21 protein-coding genes are annotated in these 17,837 nt (G+C 67.3%); 18 read left to right on the top strand and 3 right to left on the bottom strand.

The genetic code is table 11. The features are described from left to right. Position 1: 1 nt before the first annotated feature. A complete protein-coding gene (locus AC1DSA_RS20035; protein WP_477892443.1) occupies positions 2 to 910 on the bottom strand; it encodes a transketolase family protein in 909 nt (302 codons plus the stop codon). Further along, on the bottom strand, positions 907 to 1,686 hold the full coding sequence (locus AC1DSA_RS20030; protein WP_477892441.1) for a 1-deoxy-D-xylulose-5-phosphate synthase N-terminal domain-containing protein: 780 nt from the start codon (positions 1,684 to 1,686) through the stop codon (positions 907 to 909). Before AC1DSA_RS20030 ends, AC1DSA_RS20035 begins: the two co-directional genes overlap by 4 nt. A 358-nt stretch (positions 1,687 to 2,044) precedes the next feature. On the opposite strand from AC1DSA_RS20030, the gene AC1DSA_RS20025 reads away from it, so the two are divergent. Beyond that, positions 2,045 to 3,202: an ABC transporter substrate-binding protein gene (locus AC1DSA_RS20025; RefSeq protein ID WP_477892439.1), complete on the top strand. Its 1,158-nt coding sequence runs from the start codon at positions 2,045 to 2,047 to the stop codon at positions 3,200 to 3,202. Between the two features lie 84 nt (positions 3,203 to 3,286). Here AC1DSA_RS20025 and AC1DSA_RS20020 read toward each other — a convergent pair whose 3' ends face one another. Continuing rightward, entirely contained in the window at positions 3,287 to 3,517 is a 231-nt protein-coding gene (locus AC1DSA_RS20020) for a hypothetical protein (RefSeq protein WP_477892437.1), read from the bottom strand. A 153-nt stretch (positions 3,518 to 3,670) separates the two neighbouring features. Between AC1DSA_RS20020 and AC1DSA_RS20015 the strand changes: the two genes are divergently transcribed. The 17 genes from AC1DSA_RS20015 to AC1DSA_RS19935 all read left to right on the top strand — a co-directional run bounded on the left by AC1DSA_RS20015 (position 3,671) and on the right by AC1DSA_RS19935 (position 17,837). Next, entirely contained in the window at positions 3,671 to 4,657 is a 987-nt protein-coding gene (locus AC1DSA_RS20015; protein WP_477892435.1) for a DnaJ domain-containing protein, read from the top strand. Between the two features lie 324 nt (positions 4,658 to 4,981). Next, positions 4,982 to 5,683 carry a LuxR C-terminal-related transcriptional regulator gene (locus tag AC1DSA_RS20010; protein ID WP_477892433.1) on the top strand — a complete coding sequence of 234 codons (702 nt, stop codon included), beginning with the start codon at positions 4,982 to 4,984 and terminating at the stop codon, positions 5,681 to 5,683. Between the two features lie 329 nt (positions 5,684 to 6,012). Then, on the top strand, positions 6,013 to 6,594 hold the full coding sequence (locus AC1DSA_RS20005) for a prepilin peptidase (protein WP_477892431.1): 582 nt from the start codon (positions 6,013 to 6,015) through the stop codon (positions 6,592 to 6,594). Positions 6,595 to 6,719: 125 nt separating this feature from the next. Continuing rightward, positions 6,720 to 6,995, top strand: a complete 276-nt coding sequence (locus tag AC1DSA_RS20000; protein WP_477892429.1) for a PilZ domain-containing protein — start codon at positions 6,720 to 6,722, stop codon at positions 6,993 to 6,995. A gap of 219 nt (positions 6,996 to 7,214) precedes the next feature. Continuing rightward, positions 7,215 to 7,796, top strand: a complete 582-nt coding sequence (locus AC1DSA_RS19995; RefSeq protein WP_477892427.1) for an A24 family peptidase — start codon at positions 7,215 to 7,217, stop codon at positions 7,794 to 7,796. Positions 7,797 to 7,824: 28 nt separating this feature from the next. Then, positions 7,825 to 8,697 (top strand): Flp pilus assembly protein CpaB, encoded by an 873-nt coding sequence (gene cpaB / locus AC1DSA_RS19990; protein ID WP_477892425.1) that lies wholly within the window; start codon positions 7,825 to 7,827, stop codon positions 8,695 to 8,697. Positions 8,698 to 8,938: 241 nt separating this feature from the next. Beyond that, complete coding sequence (locus tag AC1DSA_RS19985) at positions 8,939 to 10,348, top strand: type II and III secretion system protein family protein (RefSeq protein WP_477892423.1); 1,410 nt, start codon at positions 8,939 to 8,941, stop codon at positions 10,346 to 10,348. Positions 10,349 to 10,367: 19 nt separating this feature from the next. Then, positions 10,368 to 10,640, top strand: coding sequence for a hypothetical protein (locus AC1DSA_RS19980; protein ID WP_477892421.1), 273 nt, complete (start codon positions 10,368 to 10,370; stop codon positions 10,638 to 10,640). A gap of 93 nt (positions 10,641 to 10,733) precedes the next feature. Next, on the top strand, positions 10,734 to 10,922 hold the full coding sequence (locus tag AC1DSA_RS19975; protein WP_477892419.1) for a Flp family type IVb pilin: 189 nt from the start codon (positions 10,734 to 10,736) through the stop codon (positions 10,920 to 10,922). Positions 10,923 to 10,947: 25 nt separating this feature from the next. Continuing rightward, positions 10,948 to 11,136, top strand: coding sequence for a Flp family type IVb pilin (locus AC1DSA_RS19970; RefSeq protein ID WP_477892417.1), 189 nt, complete (start codon positions 10,948 to 10,950; stop codon positions 11,134 to 11,136). Positions 11,137 to 11,198: 62 nt separating this feature from the next. After that, a complete protein-coding gene (locus tag AC1DSA_RS19965) occupies positions 11,199 to 12,488 on the top strand; it encodes a pilus assembly protein TadG-related protein (protein ID WP_477892415.1) in 1,290 nt (429 codons plus the stop codon). Between the two features lie 11 nt (positions 12,489 to 12,499). After that, positions 12,500 to 12,934, top strand: coding sequence for a TadE/TadG family type IV pilus assembly protein (locus tag AC1DSA_RS19960; protein ID WP_477892413.1), 435 nt, complete (start codon positions 12,500 to 12,502; stop codon positions 12,932 to 12,934). Beyond that, positions 12,931 to 13,359, top strand: a complete 429-nt coding sequence (locus tag AC1DSA_RS19955) for a TadE family protein (protein ID WP_477892411.1) — start codon at positions 12,931 to 12,933, stop codon at positions 13,357 to 13,359. The genes AC1DSA_RS19960 and AC1DSA_RS19955 overlap by 4 nt, the downstream gene beginning before the upstream one ends. A gap of 16 nt (positions 13,360 to 13,375) precedes the next feature. Continuing rightward, entirely contained in the window at positions 13,376 to 14,527 is a 1,152-nt protein-coding gene (locus AC1DSA_RS19950; RefSeq protein WP_477892409.1) for a CpaE/TadZ family protein, read from the top strand. Positions 14,528 to 14,612: 85 nt separating this feature from the next. Next, positions 14,613 to 15,923 carry a CpaF family protein gene (locus AC1DSA_RS19945; RefSeq protein WP_477892574.1) on the top strand — a complete coding sequence of 437 codons (1,311 nt, stop codon included), beginning with the start codon at positions 14,613 to 14,615 and terminating at the stop codon, positions 15,921 to 15,923. A gap of 9 nt (positions 15,924 to 15,932) precedes the next feature. Continuing rightward, entirely contained in the window at positions 15,933 to 16,916 is a 984-nt protein-coding gene (locus AC1DSA_RS19940) for a type II secretion system F family protein (protein ID WP_477892407.1), read from the top strand. 12 nt (positions 16,917 to 16,928) lie between these two features. Continuing rightward, positions 16,929 to 17,837, top strand: coding sequence for a type II secretion system F family protein (locus AC1DSA_RS19935; RefSeq protein WP_477892405.1), 909 nt, complete (start codon positions 16,929 to 16,931; stop codon positions 17,835 to 17,837).

Genomic DNA, 17,837 nt, shown 5'->3' with positions numbered 1-17,837 from the left:
GTCACGCAAGGTCCAGCGCGGCAAGCATGCTCGCCGGTTCCAGGCCGGACTGCCGCCGCAGGTAGGGCTGCGAGCCGTAGCGCTCGTAGTGGTGGGCCCTCGCATGCAGGTGCGTGAAGCGGTGCGTGGTCACTCCCTGGCCGGCGAGGTGCAGCAGCAGCTGCGATGCGAAGCCGCCCTGCGCCACGTGCTCTTCGGCTATGGCCAGCACGTCGGCGGCCTGGATCTGCGCCAGCAGTTCAGGGGGAATCGGCCTTGCCGCCAGGGGCATTTCGGCAGCAGCCCACAGCCGGGGCCGCCGCGCCCAGGTCAAGTCGAGGCAGGCCTGGATGTAGGTGCCCGCCAGCGGGCCAACGGCGATGAGCACCGGCCCACCGCCGTCAACGAGCTGGCGCCAGGGCGCATAGGCCGGCACGGCATAGCCTCGGGGCGCCTCACCTCTCCCGAGCCGCACGTAGCAGACTCCCGGCGCGGCCCCGGCGCGCTCGATCACGGCGGGGACGTCCTCGTCGAACACGGGCGCGTACACCGCCATGTTGGGCAGGGTGAGCAGCACGCCGTAGTCCTCGATGGCGTGGTGCGTCGGTCCCATCACGCCATAGCCGTATCCACCGCCGTTCCCGATCAGCCTGACCGGCAGGCGATGAAATGCAATGTCGTTGCGGATCTGCTCGAAGGGCCGTGCATACAGGAAGGGCGCAATGCTGTAGGCCCAGATCTCCAGCCCCTGGCGCGCCAGCGCCGCGGCCACCGTGATCATGTTCTGTTCGGCCACTCCAGCGTTGATGAAGCGGTTCCCCATGGCCGCTTGGAGCGGCTCGAGCGCCATGAAGCCGAGGTCACCGGTGAGGAACACCATGCGGGGGTCGGCCGAGCGCGCCACGAGCGCGTCGCAAAGCTGCTTTCTCATGATTCGCCCAGCTCCTGGACGGCGGCTGCGTACTGGCTCTCGGTCAGCGGGAGATAGTGCGATTCCATGCGGTTTGCCAGGGACCTGACTCCCTTGCCCTTGACGGTTTGCAGGAAGACGATGGCCAGCCGGTCCCGTGGCCGCAGCAATTCGCTTCGGATCGCGTCGAGGTCATGACCGTCGATCGCCACCAGGTCGGCGTCGAACCCGCGGACCCTCTCCCAGAGCGGCGACATCGAAGCGACGTCGGCGGTCGCGCCGAAACCCTGCAGCCCGTTGTGGTCCACGAGCACGCACAGGTTCGACAACCTGTGGTGGCACGCGAAGATTAGAGCCTCCCAGGTCGAGCCCTCTTGCCACTCACCATCGGACGTCAGGCAGAACACGCGGTCGGGCGTGTTGCGCAACCTGAACCCGAGGGCGGTGCCCGCCGCAAGCGACAGCCCGTGGCCGAGGCTACCGGTCGCAAATGGGATGTCCGGGATGCCGCTGGCGGGGGGATGCCCGGCGAGCAGGGTCTCATCCTTGTGGAAGCGCTTGAGATCATCGTCCTGCAGGCGTCCCACGCTCCACAAGGCCGTGTACAGTGCACCGGCGGAATGACCTTTGGAGAGCACGAAACTGTCGTCCGGCCGGAGCATCTCGTGGAACACGAGCAGTATCGCGTCCAGCGAGGAAAGGTTGCCCCCAATGTGGCCGACCCCACTTTCGAAATGCATCTGGAGCAGACGGCGGCGCGCCCGAAGTACCTGCTCTCGCGTGAGCGTCGTGCCCAATTTCTTCCCCCTTACGGCTCCGGTCCGCTCCGCCAGAGCTTTATTCCATGCGGTGAAGCCGGTGAGCAGCGGATCCCTGCACTGTGCGGGCCTCCCAACGCTGCCGCAATAGGAAGGATGTCCCGATTCCGAGGCCTTGGCATGGGACCTGCGACCCATCCCCGGGACAAGCTGCGCGTTTTCGGCGACGGAGCTGCGAGTTCCAACCCGACCAGCCCCCCCCTGGCCTGACCCCAGCCACTCCCGCTGGCTTTTCCTGCATCACGGCTCTGGGGGTTCATCCGAGCCCCTCTCCGGCGGGGGGGCCGTCGCAGCCTGCCCTCCTTACGGTCGCGCTTCATACCAAGAGGAGCGAGCCATGTCGGGATCCCAGGGGCGCAAGCCTCCGCATTCGTCCATCGCGCGACGCCGCCTGCTGGCCGCGGCCTGCGCCTTCGCCGCCGTGGGCCCGGCCCGGGCGACCGTGCCCCACACGTCCGTGCGCATCGGCCAGAGCTTGCCGATGACCGGGCCGCTGCGCGTCGTGGTGCAGCCGATCGCTGAAGGGCAGCAGGCCCTGCTGCAATCCGTCAACGCCCAGGGCGGCGTCGACGGGACGCCGATCGAGCTGATCACCCTGGACGACGGCGCCGATCCGGCGCGCACCCTGGAGAACACCCGCGCGCTCCTGGACCAGCACAACGTGGCCGCTCTGTTCGGCTATGCCTTCGTTCCGGGCTTGGTGCGCACCCTGCCGCTGCTCGACGAGCGACGGGTCCCGCTCCTGGGCATCTACAACGGCGCCGATATCGTGCGCAGCGACGCGCGACCCTGGCTGTTCACCACCACCGCCAGCCTGCGCGACGAGATCGGCGCCATGGTGCAGACGCTGGCCACCCTCGACACGCGCAAGCTGGTCGTCGCCTACCAGAACAACGAGCTGGGACGCTTCATGCTGCCGCAGGTGGAGGCCCTCGCCGCGCAGCACCGGGTGACGCTGCTGGCCAAGGTGCCGCTGGAGGCGGACGGCTCCAACGCGAAGGACGCGAGCCTGGCCGTGAGCGCGGCATCACCGCAGGCCGTGCTGCTGCTGGCGGGCGGCGCCGCCGTGCTGGGTTTCATGAAGTCGCTGCCGGCCTCGGCGCGGGTGCCGGTGTATGCACTGTCGCTCGCCGGCACGACGGCGCTCGTGGAGCAGCTGGGGCCGGTCGCCCGCGGCATGGCCTTCACGCAGGTGGTGCCCTACCCGCTGCGGCTCACCACGCCGCTCACGCGCAAGTTCGGCGCGGCCATGACGGAGGCGGGCCTGGCCCCGACCTACGACCGCATGTGGGGTTACCTCAATGCGACCATCCTGGTGGAAGTCCTGCGGCGCAGCGGACCGCGGCCCAGGCCGGCCACCGTGCAGGCGGCGCTGGAACGCGTGACGGAGCTGGACGTGGGCGGCTATCGCCTGGCCTATGGCAGCCAAAAGCACCACGGCTCCAGCTTCGTCGAAATCACCATGGTGGACGGAGCAGGCAGGTTCATTCGGTGAGTTGCAAGCGCGGCCCGAGGGAGACGCGGCGGCTTGCGGATGGCTTCCCGCCATCACCCCGCGCGGTGACGCGCGGGGGCGGACCTAATAGCCTTCGTCCGTCTGCGTGAATCGGTCCTCCTTCGGCAGGATCACGTTCGCGGCGAAGTCTTCCACGGCGCAGAGGAGGAACAGGGCGGGAGCGATCGGGACGTAGATGGCCCAGTACAGGCACCGTCGCATGATCCGGATGCATTGATTCAGCGTCATCTTCCAGGGCGGCATGAAGATGCCGCGGATGCCGGCCGGGTGCACGAAATGAGGAGGCGGCCGCATCGCCGGAATTCTATTTTCGCGGTGGGCAAACGCGCTACGGCATTGCCCTATACCGAACGTTTGCATGCCAACATCCCCCGGCGCCGTGGTGCACGCATCGCCCTTGCCGGTTCCAGGAAGCGCTACCATTCCGCACTGCAACACGGAGCCTGCTTGAACGTCGAGGAGTCGTACAGCGAACTGGGCCTGGACCCGGACTGCAGCGATGCGGAGATCAAGACCGCGTGGCGGCGGCTCGCCGCCCGCTGGCATCCCGACCGCAACGCGAGTCCCCAGGCCCTGCGCAAGATCCAGCGGATCAACCGCGCCGTGGAGGAAATCCGGCGCGCCCGCGCCAGCTTCGCCGACAGCGGCGACGAAGCCGACGTGCCCGATCGCCCCGTTCCCGAGCATGCCGTCGAGCTCGCGCTCGAAGATGCCCTGGCGGGCTGCACGCGCATCCTGCATGGCACCCTGGTGGAGGACTGCGATGCCTGCGCGGGCAGCGGCGTGGAGCTGGAGCCGAGCAACTGCCAGGCCTGCAGCGGCACAGGACGCGTGCGGCAGCATCTCTGGTTCGGCTGGCTGACGCCAACGGCGCGCTGCGAGGCGTGCGACGGCGCGGGCACCGCGCGCCAAGCTTGCGCCGCGTGCAAGGGACTGGGCCACCTGGCCCCGACCAAGTACCGCTGCCGCGTGGACATCCCGGCGGGCAGCCACGAAGGCGACGTCCTGAAGGTGTCGGTGCGGCTGCAAGGCACGGGCGGCGATCGCAGCGAAACACTGCGGGTGCGCCTCGCCCTGCAGCCGCACGAGTTCTTCACGCTCGATGCCGACGGCACCGTCAAATGCCAGCTGCCCGTGGACGGCTTCGCGTGGATGGCCAATCGGTGGATCGACGTGCCCACGCCCGGCGGCCTGCAGCAGATGCGCCTGCGCCGCGGCTTCCTCACCTACCGCATCAAGGGCCAGGGCTGGCCGCTGCCGGCGGGGGACGAACGCGCCGACTGCATCGTGACCGTCGATCCGCGGTTTCCCGAGGAGTTGAGCAGCCAGCAGGCCGCGCTGGTGGACCGGCTGGTCGCCAGCAATGCTGCGGATCCGCAGCTTGCGCAATGGCGGCAGCGCGTCGCGGCCTGGCAGGTCGGGCAGCGGCGCTAGTCGACACGCCCTCGCTGCGCCCTGCGAGCGCAGCGATTTTCTGCGCCTCCCTGTTGCCACCGCGTTCCGGTCGCAAGCCGCTCGATCCCCGCTACGGCCGCGCTGCCGCCCTCCGGCTAGGAGAAAGACAGGAGAGATCTCCCGGTACCGGGACACTTGACTCAGGTTAAAAAGCTTTCTCAGCAGCCTGCAACAATAGCCGAGCACCACGGAAGGATGCGCCCGAATCCAAAGAACACGTTCGCTGCCGGACCAGAGTCACCGAGATGGCTCTCCTGCCGAGGCTGCTGAAGTCGAGCCCGCCAACCGCCTGGGGAAGAAGAAATGAACCGTTCGACGATCCAAGTTCACCTGGTCGCGCCTTCGCTGGTGTGCTGGGGACTGCAACGGCTCATCCAGGCCGCAGGTGCACCCCTGGTCCTCAGCGGCTGGTCCACGACCCTGGAAGAAGCGCTGCCCCAGCTCGAACGCGACATGCCCGACGTCGTCGTGCTGGACTTCGACGACAACTACACGCTGCAGGATGTCGAGAGCCTGTACGAGGGCATGCGCACCAAGATCCTGGTCCTCACCAGCCATTTCGAAGACGGCTTTCCCGCCTCCGTCGTCGAAGCCGGCGCGCGCGGCGTGCTCCAGAAGCGCGAGGCGCCTGCTGCGCTCCTGAAGGCCATCGAGGCCGTGGGCGGCGGCCAGATCTTCGCGTCGCCGCAGACCACGCAGCGCATGTTCGTCTCCGCCGTGCGGGGCCTGCCTCCGCAGCACGATGCAAGGTCCGACCGGGCCGCCACCTTGACGTGGCGCGAGCGCCAGACGGTCGCCGCCGTCACCTCCGACGCCTCCGCTCCCGTCAAGGTCATCGCCAGCCGCCTGTGCGTGAGCGAGCACACCTTGCGCAACCACCTCACGTCCATCTATTCCAAGCTCGGGGTGTCCGGCCGGCTGGGGCTGTATGCCTATGCCAGCGAACATGGACTGGCCGGATCGATGCCGGCAGACAAGAACTCCGGCGCACGGCCTGTCGCCTGAAGGTCCGGGGCAGCGCCGCGTCGCGTTCCGCGAAAACAAGCCAGGACTGAACGACGGCCTGGACTCGGCGCATGCCCATCGCTGCACTGCAGCGACCGCCGCACGCGCAATGATCTCCACATGACGCACGCCGTGCGCGGTTGCCGCACGAGATGCTTCGATCTCGTTGCCGCTGAGGCCCGCGTGCTTGCGCTGTTCAACGACGCCCGCGCCCAGGCAGAGATCGGGAAGACAACGGGAGCAATCGACCACCGAGTCGGGACACATCGCTCAGGAAATCCCGTGGCACAGCCCGTACATTGCTGTACGACTTTTCAATGCGAGCCAGCATGCACACTCTTTCGTCCGCCGCCGCCGCATGGATGGTGCTCGCCTCGACTCCGCGCACGGCAGCCCTGCTGCTGCTGCTCGCTGTCGCAGCCATGCTCGATGGCCGCGCCTACCGCATTCCCAACGTGCTGACCTATGGAGGCATGGTGCTGGGATTCGCGTTCAGCATGCCGGACGCTGCATCCGTCCCGAACCCGAACCCGCTCTCCAGCATCGGCGGCCTGCTGCTCGCTGCAGCCAGCGTGTTTCCCCTGTACGGCCTCAGGGTGCTGGCCGCCGCAGACGTGAAGCTGCTGGCAGCGGTCGGCGCCTTCGTGGGGCACGACGAAATCCTGCAGGTGCTCCTTTGCGTGCTTAGCGCCGCCGGCCTGGTCTCCCTGGTGACCGCGCTGTCGCGACGCGCCCTGCCCCTCATGCTGTCCAACATCGTGTTGGTCGCGCGAGCCGCGACCCTCAGCATATTCTCCCGCCAGCGCGGCGGCGAACCACGCACGGTGCCGTCCGACCGGCCGCCGTATGCGCTGTGCACCTTCGTGGGCACCACCGTCTTCCTGGCCGGCGCGCTCATGGGCGTCTGGTAGGTTTGACACCGCTCCGGCGCATGCCGGAACCTGCACCGGCTTCCCGGCATCCTGGACAAACCTCCCGGTCAAAATTGATTCATTCCTCCGGTGGTGTCGCGCGGCGGCGCGGCGCACCATCCGGCATGGCCTCCAAGTCCACCGATCCGCAGTCCATCCGGCTTCCCGTGCGGTTCGATGACGGCACCGAAGCCATCGTGCGGACGCTCGATGCTTCGGGCATGTGCGTCGACACGAGTTCCTCGGTCGCGCTCGGCGACTCGCTCACCTTCGAACTGCGTCCCCCCGGCTCCGTGCTCGCGTTCGTGGCCACGGGAACGGTGGTCACCGTGGAAACGCAGGAGCAAGGCATGCGCGCGACCATCCGCTTCACCGACCTGCAGCTGCGCGACGCGGACTGACCGGCGTCACCCGTCACCGCGGGTTGCAGCACCCGGGTGTTCATTCCACTCCTCATCCCAATGGCCGATGCAGGTCCCGCCTGCGGCTCCATCGCAGGCGGAAAGGAGCCAATGTCCCGCGCAAACCGGGACATTTGGAGCAGCAAATCGGGAGGCGTCGCTCACGCGAGTCCGCCGCGTGACTCCTATATTCCTTCCATCAATTGAACGATGCACGCAATGAACGAACTGCGCTCACTCGCCGAACTGCTCTGGATGCTGCTCACCGATCCACGCACTGGCATCCTGCTGCTGCTACTCGGTACGGCCGCCTGGACGGACGTGCGCTCGTACCGCATCCCCAACTGGCTCACCGGCTTCGGCCTGCTCGCGGGCTTGCTGCTGTCGGTGTGGAACGTGCCGCACCCCGTGCAGGCCCTGATGCTCGCTTTCGGCGGGGTCGCCCTGGGCCTGTTTGCGCTGCTTCCGCTCTACCTGGTTCGCGTGCTGGGCGCCGGCGACGTGAAGCTCATGGCGATGGTCGGAGCGTTCCTTGGGCTTCCGGGCACGCTGCACGCGCTGGCGCTGGTGTTGATCACCGGCGGGCTCGTCGCCATTGCGTATGCCCTGTCCCGCCGGATCGGCCGGCAGGTGCTTGCGAACCTCAAGCAGATCACCACGTCGGTCGCCCTTGCCGCGATGACCGGCGTGCAGGCGAACGGCCTGGCGGGCTTCCAGTCGGCGGGGCGCGTTCCCTACGGCGTGAGCATCTGCCTCGGAACCGTCGCGTACGTGGTGGGGCGGCAACTCGGCATGGCATGACTTTTCGTTTTTCCACAGGAGAGCTTCGATGAAGAACCTCAAGGCAATCGCACTCATGGTGCTGGCAGTCCTCGCCGGCCTAGGCGCAGCCGTCTTTGCGGCCAGCTGGGTGGCCGAGCGGGGCAACATCGCGTCGTCCAAGGTCGTCGTCGCGGCCATGGACATCGAACTGGGCAGCAAGGTCAATCCCCAGATGCTCACCAGCGTCGACTGGCCCACGGGCTCGGTCCCGCAGGGCGCCTTCACCGACATGAAGCAGCTGCAGGACCGCGTGGTGCGCACCAGCGTCGGGCGCGGCGAAGCCCTGCTGGAACGCAAGTTGATGCCGGTCGGCGCGCAGGGCGGCCTCTCGGCCGTCATCGCCGAGGGCAAGCGCGCGATGACCGTTCGCGTCAACGACGTGATCGGGGTCGCGGGCTTCGCGCTGCCCGGCAACTACGTCGACGTGATGGTGAACGCGCAGCAGGAGCGGGCCAAGGGAGAGGCCGCCATCCCCGTCAGCCTGACGGTGCTGGAGAACGTTCTGGTGCTCGCCATCGCGCAAGAAGCCAGCCGTGACGACACCAAGCCCAAGGTCGTGAGCGCGGTCACGCTGGAGCTGTCCCTCGCGGACGCCGAGAAGCTGGACCTGGCCCGCAGCGTCGGCACGCTGTCGCTGGTCCTGCGTAACCAGCTGGACAAGACGAAGCTGGCGACCACCGGCATCTCCAAGCAGGAACTCTTCAAGTTCAAGGAGACCGCGCCCGTTGTCGTCGAGGCGCCGGCACCCAAGCCGGTGCAGACCGTCGCGCTCCGCCGCCCGGCGCCGACCCGGATCCAGGTCGCGGACCACCAGCCGGTGTCGCAGCCCCTTTGCGTGGAGGTGATCCGCAACGGCACCCGCGCCATGAATTGCTTCTGATCCACAGAGGAGGACCACCATCGTGACTGGCAATAACAAGAAACTCCTGGCCGGACTCGCGGGGGCCTTGCTTGCGGGGACTTCCCCCGCGCAGCAATCCGCCCCCCCCACGCAGCCTGCTCCGCGGGCAGCGGCACGCGCTCCCGCGACGCCGCCTCTCCGGCCATGCCAGTCGGTCACGACGGATGAGACGACCTACCTCACGCTCGGCAAGTCGCGCGTTGTCACCCTGCCCTTTCCCGTGTCCCGCCTGGTGGTCGGCGGCGGGCAGGGCGGCGCGCGGGTTGGCCAGCCGGCCCCCGCACCAGCCAACGCGCCTCCTGGTGCGCCTGCCGTCGTCGCGCCGACGCCGACATCGGATTTCGTCGCCGAGACCGAGATCACGCTGATCAGCCCGACGGAGCTCTACTTCCTGGGTCGCAAACCCGGCTCCATGAACCTGATCCTGCAGGGGGCCGACGGCCGCTGCCTGGTCAAGGACATCATCGTGACGGTGGACCCCGCGGCGCTGCAGTCCACTCTCTCCCGGATCTTTCCCGGCGAGCGCGAGGTCACCGTCCTCGCCTCCCAGGACACCATCGTGCTCCAGGGAACAGCGACGGACAACCTCCGCCTGGACCAGATCCTGACGTTGGCCTACGCCTACGCCGGCGACAACAAGCGGGTGGTCAACCTCATGGCAGTCGGGGCGCCCCAGCAGGTGATGCTGGAGGTGACGATCGCCGAGGTCGGCAAGTCCGTGCTGGACAACCTCGACATCGATTTCACGCGCATGCTCACCACGGCCGACGGCAGCGTGTCGCGGATCTTCTCGGGGATTTTTGGTGGCGGCGCCGCGACCCTGGGCCGGTTCAGCCCGAATCTCGCGGGCGGCGCCATCTCGAACAACGCCACGGGTCTGACCACCGGCGCCACGGCGGCGGCGACCTCGCAGCTGAGCTCGCTGTCGCGCGGCTCCACCCTGCTCGGGGTGGACGCCAAGAAGCGCGACGGCCTGGTTCGTGTGCTGGCGGAGCCGAACATCATGGCCATCAGCGGCCAGTCGGCCAGCTTCCTCTCGGGCGGCAAGATCTTCATCCCGGTCTCGCAGAACCAGAACGGCGGGACGGGCACGACCATCACGCTGGAAGAAAAGGAGTTCGGCGTCGGCCTGAAGTTCACGCCCACGGTGCTGGACGGCTCGCGCATCAACCTGAAGTTCGTCTCCGAAGCCTCCGAACTGCAGCAGACGGGCTCTCCCTTCACCTCCGTCAACGGCGTCACGGCCATCCTGCCTTCCATGACGACCCGGCGCGTGGACACCACCGTGCAGCTGCGCGACGGACAGAGCTTCATGGTGGCCGGCCTGATCAAGAACAACCTCACCTCCTCGCTGGACAAGTTCCCCGGCCTGGGGGAGGTCCCGGTCATGGGCGCGCTGTTCCGGTCCACCGAATTCCAGAACGACCAGAGCGAGCTGATGTTCATCGTCACGCCCCGGCTGGTGAAGCCCATGAACGGGCCGACGACGCTGCCCACGCAGAACCACGTCGCCCCGACCCGCACCGGCGTGATGTGGGAAGGCCGAGGCGAGGGAGTCCCTCCGCCTGCCCCGCCTGCTGAACCGGCTGCGCCTGCGGCACCTGCTGCACCCGCCGGCACCACCCGTTGAACGCCCCAGGAGAACACGAATGAAGCGATGCATTGCACTGTCGGCCGTCCTCCTCGCGGCGTGCTCGACCACCACGACACCCGACTACGACCTGCGGTTCGGGGATGCAGTGCGCCAGGCGCGCATGCGCCAGACGCTCAACCCCACCGCGAGTGCCAACCCGGACCCGGTCATGGGCCTCGACGGCAAGGCTGCCCAGGAAGGCATCCGCCTGTACCACGACTCCTTCAAGGTGCCGCCGCCCGTCGTGAACGTCATCAACATCGGCGGCTCAGTGGGCGGCACCCGCTAGCCGGAAAGGAGACCCGTTATCGACAGAACCCGACCCGTTTCTCTTTCCAAACTTTCGCCTCTTTTTCTCAACCGATCCTCAAAGGAATCAAAAATGGACAAATTCATCAACACGCTGCGCTCCTTCATCCGTGACGAAGAAGGCGCCCAGGTCATCGAGTACGCGCTGATCATCGCCGTGATCTCGATCATCCTGGTCATCGGCCTGCGCGGCCTGAACGGCAACTTCAGCACGTTCATTCAGCGCGTGGCCACCTGCCTGACGACGAGCACCTGCACCTGACGCGAGGCTTTTCCAGCAAAGCGTCATGGACAGTCTGCTGAACTCCTGCCACACGTTCCTGCACGACGAGGACGGTGCCGAGATCATCGAGTACGCGCTGATCGTCGCCATCATCACCCTGATGATGGTGATCAGCCTGCGCGACCTCGACGGCAACTTCGGCACCTTCATCCAGCGTGTCGTGAATTGCGTGACCACGAGCAGCTGCACGTGACCATGACGGGCCCGGGCGACCGTCCGGGTCCGTCACGGTCCTCCAGCAGGAAAGGAACCAGCATGAAGAACTCCCCACATCCTCATCGCCGCCAGCGGGGCGCCGTGGTCGTGACGGTGGCCTTGCTGATGCTGTTCCTCCTGGGATTCATCGGGTTCGCGCTCGATTTCGCGCGGACCTTCGTGGTCAAGACGGAACTACAGACGGCCATGGACAGCTGCGCCCTGTCAGCGGCGCAGGAACTCGACGGCGCCGCCGACGCCATCACGCGCGCCGTCAGCGCGGGCCTGACGGCCGGCAACGGGAACGGCGTCAACTTCCAGTCCATGACCTGGGCCGGCAAGGGCCAGGTGACGACGGGCGACATCATTTTCCGGGACGGCACCTACACCGTCACCACCAATCCGGTCACCGCCAAGTACGCGCAGTGCGCGCATACCCATCCCAGCATGGAACTGTGGCTGATCAAGGCCATGAACGCGTTCATGGGCGGCATCCCGACCACCCAGGACGTCGGTGCGCTGGCGGTCGCCAAGCGCGGCAGCGCGCAGACGACCTGCCCCGTTCCGCTGGCACTCAAGCCCAAGGCGGGCGGCGTCGCCCCCGACTACGGCTTCGTGGTGGGCGAATGGGTCACCCTGATCATGTCGCCGGGGGGCGGGACCGCCGGCCAGATCGGCTGGGCCAACCTGGACGGCTCCACCAATGCAGCCGAGACGGTGGCCGAGATGAACGGCTACTGCGGAACCAAGGTGGGCGACACCCTGGGGACGCCCGGCGTGCAGGCCACCGTCGCCGACAACTGGAACTACCGCTTCGGCATCTACAAGAATGCGGCCGATCCGAGCAACACCATCATGCGGCCGGACTTCAGCGGCTATGCCTACACCAGTGCGAACTGGCCCGGGGTGGCCGGAGCGCCACCGGCCAACGCCTACGACGGCACGACGCCGGCGGGCGCCCATGCCACCGCGGCGAACTTCAAGACCAAGCGCGGCACCTTCGCCTCCTGCGCCGACACGGGGACGGCGGTTCGCGGCTCCTCTCCGAACTGCGAGGGCATCACGGGCCTGGACCTCAACAGCTTCCAGAAGCTGGCCAACCCCGGCATGACCACGGGAGGGCACCGCCAGTACGGCATGAGCCGCAGGATCGTCATCGTTCCCGTCGTCAACGGCGCGATGGGCGTGATCGACTACGCCTGCATGTTCATGCTGCAGCCCCTGAGCATCCCGCTGGTGGAAGTGCAGCTCGAATACCGCGGCAACGCCGGGGCGGCCGGGAGCCCCTGCACGACGGCCGGCCTTCCCGGCGGCGTCGCGGGTCCCCTGGTCCCGGTCCTGGTGCGATGAGGACAACCACCATGAACAAGCGCAAATTCCAGCGAGGCGTTGCGATCGTCGAGTTCGCCCTGTTGCTGCCCATGCTCCTCCTGCTGCTGTTCATCGCGGTCGAACTCGGGCGCGCCCTCATGGAATACAACACGGTCGCCAAGTCCGTGCGGGACGCCAGCCGCTACCTGTCGATCCAGCTGCCAGGCACTAAGTTCACCGAAGCCAGGAACCTGGTGGTGTACGGGAATATCGCCGGCTCGGGTTCGCCCCTGCTCGCGGGCCTGAACACCGGGCTGGTGCCGGACCCCACGTGGCAAGCGGCCGGCACCGATCCAATCATCACGACCGTGACTGTGCAGGTCTCCGGCTACACCTTCACGCCGCAGATGGCCAGCGTGTTCGGCATGTCCCTGGGCCCCTACACCTTCGCGCCGATCCGGGCCACGATGAGGAGCCACCTATGAGAACGCTGCAGCGCGGCGCCACGGCCGTCGAATTCGCACTCGTGCTCCTCCTGTTCCTGATGGTGACGCTGGGTGTGGTGGACTTCAGCCGCATGCTGTTCGCCTGGAACAGCGCGACCGAAGCGACGCGCGCGGGCGCGCGGTACGCCGTGGTGTGCGACGACACGACCAACCTCGCCGCCGTGCGCGCGCGCATGCAGCAGATGGTCCCGCAGATCACCAGCGTGGCGCTCGCATGGAACCCGGCGGGGTGCACCTCGGCCACCTGCGAAGGCGTCACGGTGACGATCACAGGCCTAAATTTTCGCTGGATCTCCCCCGTGCCGGGCTTTGTGTCTCGCAACATTCCGATGCCCACATTTTCCACCTACCTGACGCGCGAAGTGATGCGCCAGGACCCCAACAGCGCAACCATCTGTTCGTGAATCACCGGGAGCCCTCATGAAAATCGTCATCGTGTCGCCGAGCAAGAAGCATCTCGAGGAGATCGGTGCTGCTCTGCGGGAGTGGGGTCACGAGGCCGTCTGCGTCGAAGGCGGCAAGACGCACCTGCGCGGGGTCGCCGAGCGCGAGCATCCGGACCTGCTGCTGACCGACGGCATGTGCTGCGACGTGGCGGACCTGCACCAGGTCGAGTACATCACCACCCACTACCCGCGCACGGCCGTGGTTCTGATGTGCTCGTCGCAGTCGCCCGACTACCTGCTCAACGCGATGCGCGCCGGCGTGCGCGAAGTGCTGCCCTCGCCGGTGGGGCTGGACGCGCTCAAGGCAGCGGTGCAGCGCGTCGTGGCCAAGCTCGCCGCGGGCGCGGGTCCCCGTTCGGCCCAGGTCCTGGCCTTCCTTCCCTGCAAGGGCGGCAGCGGCGCGACCTTCCTGGCCGCCAACGTGGGCTGGGTGCTGTCCCAGACCGCCAATGTCTTGCTGATCGACCTGAACCTGCAATTCGGCGACGCGCTCTCGTTCGTGCATGACGGCCGGCCGGCTTCGACCATCGCCGACCTGTCCGGCAACATGGACCGGCTCGATCCTTCGCTGCTGGCCGCCAGCGCGGTGAAGGTGCTGCCCCGCTTCAGCGTCCTGGCCGCTCCCGACGATCCCGGCCAGGCCCTGGAGGTGCATCCGCAGCACTTGGACGCGATCCTCTCGACCGCTGCCACGCAGTACGACTACATCGTCCTGGACCTGGGTCGCTCGCTCGATACCCTGACCATCAAGGCGCTGGACCGGGCGACCCGCATCTACCCGGTGCTGCAGCCGATGCTGCCGGCCATCCGGCATGCATCGAAGCTGCAGCAGGTCTTCGGCTCGCTCGGCTATCCCGCCGAGAAGATGCAGTGGATCGTCAACCGCTTCGACCGCAGCTCAGAGATCGACCTGGAGCACATCCACCGGTCCCTGCGCACGAAGGACATCGTGACCCTGCCGGATGCCTACAAGGACGTCAACACGTCGATCAACCACGGCGAACCCCTGGTGGCCTCGGCCCGGAACACGCCGCTCGCGCGGCAGATCACGGAGTTCGCCACCGCCATCCAGCCGCGCCGCGAGGACGAGCGGGGCATCTTCGGCCGCCTGTTCAGGAGAACGTGACATGACGACACCCACTGCATTGGCACAGACGAAGGAGCCGAGCGGACTGTCGCTGCGCGAGCGGCTGAACACACTTACCGTGGAAATGGCAACGCGTGCCCCGGCGCAGCCGGTGACCGTCGATGGGTATCAGGCGCTCAAGACCCAGATCCACCTGAAGCTGCTGGACCGGCTGGACCTCTCCGTCCTGGAGACCTTGTCGCCCGAGAAGCTGCGCCACGAGATCGCGGTGCTGGTCGAGCGCCTGCTGCAGGAGGACCAGGCGGCCATCAACGAGGCCGAACGGAGCACCCTGATCCGCGACATCCAGCACGAGATGCTCGGCTTCGGGCCGCTCGAATTGCTGATGGCCGATCCGCTGGTCTCCGACATCCTGGTGAACTCGTGGCGCCAGATCTACGTGGAGCGGCGGGGCAAGCTCGAACTGAGCAACGTCACCTTCACCGACGAGAAGCACCTGCTGCGGATCATCGACAAGATCGTGTCGCTGGTCGGGCGCCGCATCGACGAATCCAGCCCGATGGTGGACGCCCGCCTGCCGGACGGGTCGCGGGTGAACGCGGTGATCCCGCCGGTGGCCATCGACGGACCGATGATGTCCATTCGCCGCTTCGCGCACGTTCCCCTGAAGATGGAGAACCTGGTCGAGCAGCTGAAGACCCTGACCCCGGAGATGGCGCAGCTGCTGAACGGGCTGGTGCGCGCCAAGGTGAACATGCTGATCTCCGGCGGCACCGGCGCCGGCAAGACCACGCTGCTCAACATTCTGTCCGGCTACATCCCGGAGGCGGAACGCGTGGTCACCATCGAGGACGCGGCGGAACTGCAGATGCAGCAGCCCCACGTGGTGCGGATGGAAACCCGGCCGCCGAACATCGAGGGCAGCGGCGAGGTCACCCAGCGGTCGCTGGTGCGCAACGCGCTACGCATGCGTCCCGACCGCATCGTGATCGGCGAGGTGCGGGGCGCCGAGGCCTTCGACATGCTGCAGGCCATGAACACGGGCCACGAAGGCTCGCTGACCACGATCCACGCGAACACCCCCCGCGATGCCATGGCCCGCCTGGAAAACATGATCGGCATGGCCAACCTGAACCTGCCGCACAAGGCGTCGCGCCAGCAGATCGCCTCGGCCATCACGGTGGTGGTGCAGGTGTTGCGGATGATCGACGGCAAGCGCAAGGTGACCAGCATCCAGGAGATCACGGGCATGGAGGGCGACGTCATCACCATGCAGGAGATCTTTTCCTTCCGCCAGACCGGGATCGAGGAAGACGGCACCGTCCAGGGCTACTTCCAGGCTTCGGGCGTGCGGCCCAAGTTCGCGGATCGGCTGCGCAGCTTCGGCATCGTGCTGCCCGACGCCATGTTCAACCCCGACCGCCGCTACCAGTAAGGAGCCGTCATGCCGTTCGCCGCAAACAATTTCGTGATCATGGCGGTCCTCACCTTCGTGGCCTTCATGCTGCTGGCGGAAGGTCTGTACCTCCTTTGGCGATCCAACAGGAGCCCGGAGGTCAAGAAGATCCAGTCGCGCCTGCAGTCGCTCGCGGCCGTGCACGACCACTCCCAGAGCACCAGGGTCCTGAAGGAAAGGCTGCTGTCCGAGGTCACGCCGCTGGAGCGGATGGCGCTGCGCCTGCCGCACGCGCGCGTGCTGGAAGCCATGCTGATGCAATCCGGGTTGCGCTGGACCGCCGGCAAGCTTCTGGCTTGGATGGCAGGTGCCGGCGTCGCCGGGTTCCTGACCGCGGAGTCGCTGCACCAGCCCTGGCTGGTGAGCCTGGGCGCCACGCTGGCGGCCGGCGCCCTGCCGTTGCTGTACGTCAACCACAAGCGCGTGCGGCGGCTGCAGAAGATCGAGCAGCAGCTGCCCGATGCCCTGGACCTGCTGGTGCGGGGCCTGCGCGCGGGACACGCCTTTTCCTCCACGCTCAAGATGGCGGGCGAGGAATTGCCCGAACCAGTCCGCAACGAATTTCGAACCACCCACGACGAGATCAATTTCGGCGTGTCGATGCAGCAGGCGCTCGGCAACCTGAGCGAGCGCGTTCCGATCACGGACCTGCGCTACTTCGTGGTGGCGGTGCTGATCCAGCGCGAGTCGGGCGGCAACCTCACCGAGATCCTGGGCAACCTCAGCCGGCTGATCCGCGAACGGCTCAAGCTGCTGGCGCGCGTGCGCGTGCTGTCCTCCGAGGGGCGCCTGTCCGCGTGGATCCTCGGGATCATGCCCTTCGCGCTCGCCGGGCTGATGCAGCTGACGAACCCGGAGTTCATCGGCACGCTGTGGACCGATCCCATCGGCATCTCGATCGTGAAGTACATGCTGGTCCTGATGGCGATCGGCATCGTGATCATGCGCAAGATCATCCGCATCCGGGTCTGAAGGAGAGCGAACATGCTGATTCCCGTCCTCACCTTCTTCGCCGTCACCCTGATGGTCGCCGGCCTCCTGATCTGGTTCATGCCCACGCGGGCGGAACAGCGGCTCGAGGCCGCGACGGGGACCGCTCCCCGTGGCGACTGGACCGAGTCCGTCGTCAAGTTGGCCGGCCCGCTGGCCAACCTCTCTACGCCCAAGGAAGGCTGGGAGGACTCGCCGCTGCGGATCCGCTTCCTGAACGCGGGACTGCGGGGCCCCGAAATGCGCCTGTATTACTTCGCGGCCAAGACGATCCTGCCCCTGTTGCTGGCCGCCCTCGCCTTCACCCTGTCGCAGGCGGCGGGCAGCAGCGATCAACTGACCCTGCTGTTCACCGTGCTGATGTCGGCGCTGATCGGCTGCTACCTGCCGAACGCGCTGCTGTCGTTCCGGGTGCGGCACCGCCAGCGCGAAATCTTCGAGAACTTCCCGGACGCCGCCGACCTGATGCTGGTCTGCGTCGAGGCGGGACTGGGACTGGACGCGGGCCTGACGCGCGTGGCCGACGAGATCAAGCGCAAGAGCGTCGCGCTGGCCGAGGAACTGCACCTCACCAACCTGGAAATGCGCGCGGGCGCCAGCCGGGAGGCCGCCCTTCGCAACCTCGCCCTGCGCACCGGCGTGGAAGAAACCGGCACCTTCGCGACCATGCTGACCCAGGCCGACCGCTTCGGCACCAGCATCGGCGAATCGCTGCGCGTCTTTTCGGACGACCTGCGCCACAAGCGGCAGATGCGGGCCGAGGAACGCGCGGCGAAGATCCCGACCAAGCTGCTGATCCCCCTGGTGGGCTGCATCTTCCCGTCGATCATCATGGTGATCCTCGGGCCGGCGGTGATCCTGATCATCCGCACGGTCCTGCCGATGCTGTCCGGGGGGCTTTGA

The organism is Ramlibacter sp. P4_H7 (assembly GCF_056400765.1).
The sequence above is the reverse complement of the archived record's forward strand: the minus strand, read 5'-3'. Positions and strand labels throughout refer to the sequence as shown.

Excerpts from the sequence above, each read along its gene's own strand:
- AC1DSA_RS20035 (WP_477892443.1), bottom strand. The coding sequence starts at position 910 with ATGAGAAAGCAGCTTTGCGACGCGCTCGTGGCGCGCTCGGCCGACCCC.
- AC1DSA_RS20025 (WP_477892439.1), top strand. The coding sequence starts at position 2,045 with ATGTCGGGATCCCAGGGGCGCAAGCCTCCGCATTCGTCCATCGCGCGA.
- AC1DSA_RS20020 (WP_477892437.1), bottom strand. The coding sequence starts at position 3,517 with ATGCGGCCGCCTCCTCATTTCGTGCACCCGGCCGGCATCCGCGGCATC.
- AC1DSA_RS20010 (WP_477892433.1), top strand. The coding sequence starts at position 4,982 with ATGAACCGTTCGACGATCCAAGTTCACCTGGTCGCGCCTTCGCTGGTG.
- AC1DSA_RS20005 (WP_477892431.1), top strand. The coding sequence starts at position 6,013 with ATGCACACTCTTTCGTCCGCCGCCGCCGCATGGATGGTGCTCGCCTCG.
- AC1DSA_RS20000 (WP_477892429.1), top strand. The coding sequence starts at position 6,720 with ATGGCCTCCAAGTCCACCGATCCGCAGTCCATCCGGCTTCCCGTGCGG.
- AC1DSA_RS19995 (WP_477892427.1), top strand. The coding sequence starts at position 7,215 with ATGAACGAACTGCGCTCACTCGCCGAACTGCTCTGGATGCTGCTCACC.
- cpaB (WP_477892425.1), top strand. The coding sequence starts at position 7,825 with ATGAAGAACCTCAAGGCAATCGCACTCATGGTGCTGGCAGTCCTCGCC.
- AC1DSA_RS19980 (WP_477892421.1), top strand. The coding sequence starts at position 10,368 with ATGAAGCGATGCATTGCACTGTCGGCCGTCCTCCTCGCGGCGTGCTCG.
- AC1DSA_RS19975 (WP_477892419.1), top strand. The coding sequence starts at position 10,734 with ATGGACAAATTCATCAACACGCTGCGCTCCTTCATCCGTGACGAAGAA.
- AC1DSA_RS19970 (WP_477892417.1), top strand. The coding sequence starts at position 10,948 with ATGGACAGTCTGCTGAACTCCTGCCACACGTTCCTGCACGACGAGGAC.
- AC1DSA_RS19965 (WP_477892415.1), top strand. The coding sequence starts at position 11,199 with ATGAAGAACTCCCCACATCCTCATCGCCGCCAGCGGGGCGCCGTGGTC.
- AC1DSA_RS19960 (WP_477892413.1), top strand. The coding sequence starts at position 12,500 with ATGAACAAGCGCAAATTCCAGCGAGGCGTTGCGATCGTCGAGTTCGCC.
- AC1DSA_RS19955 (WP_477892411.1), top strand. The coding sequence starts at position 12,931 with ATGAGAACGCTGCAGCGCGGCGCCACGGCCGTCGAATTCGCACTCGTG.
- AC1DSA_RS19950 (WP_477892409.1), top strand. The coding sequence starts at position 13,376 with ATGAAAATCGTCATCGTGTCGCCGAGCAAGAAGCATCTCGAGGAGATC.
- AC1DSA_RS19945 (WP_477892574.1), top strand. The coding sequence starts at position 14,613 with ATGGCAACGCGTGCCCCGGCGCAGCCGGTGACCGTCGATGGGTATCAG.
- AC1DSA_RS19940 (WP_477892407.1), top strand. The coding sequence starts at position 15,933 with ATGCCGTTCGCCGCAAACAATTTCGTGATCATGGCGGTCCTCACCTTC.
- AC1DSA_RS19935 (WP_477892405.1), top strand. The coding sequence starts at position 16,929 with ATGCTGATTCCCGTCCTCACCTTCTTCGCCGTCACCCTGATGGTCGCC.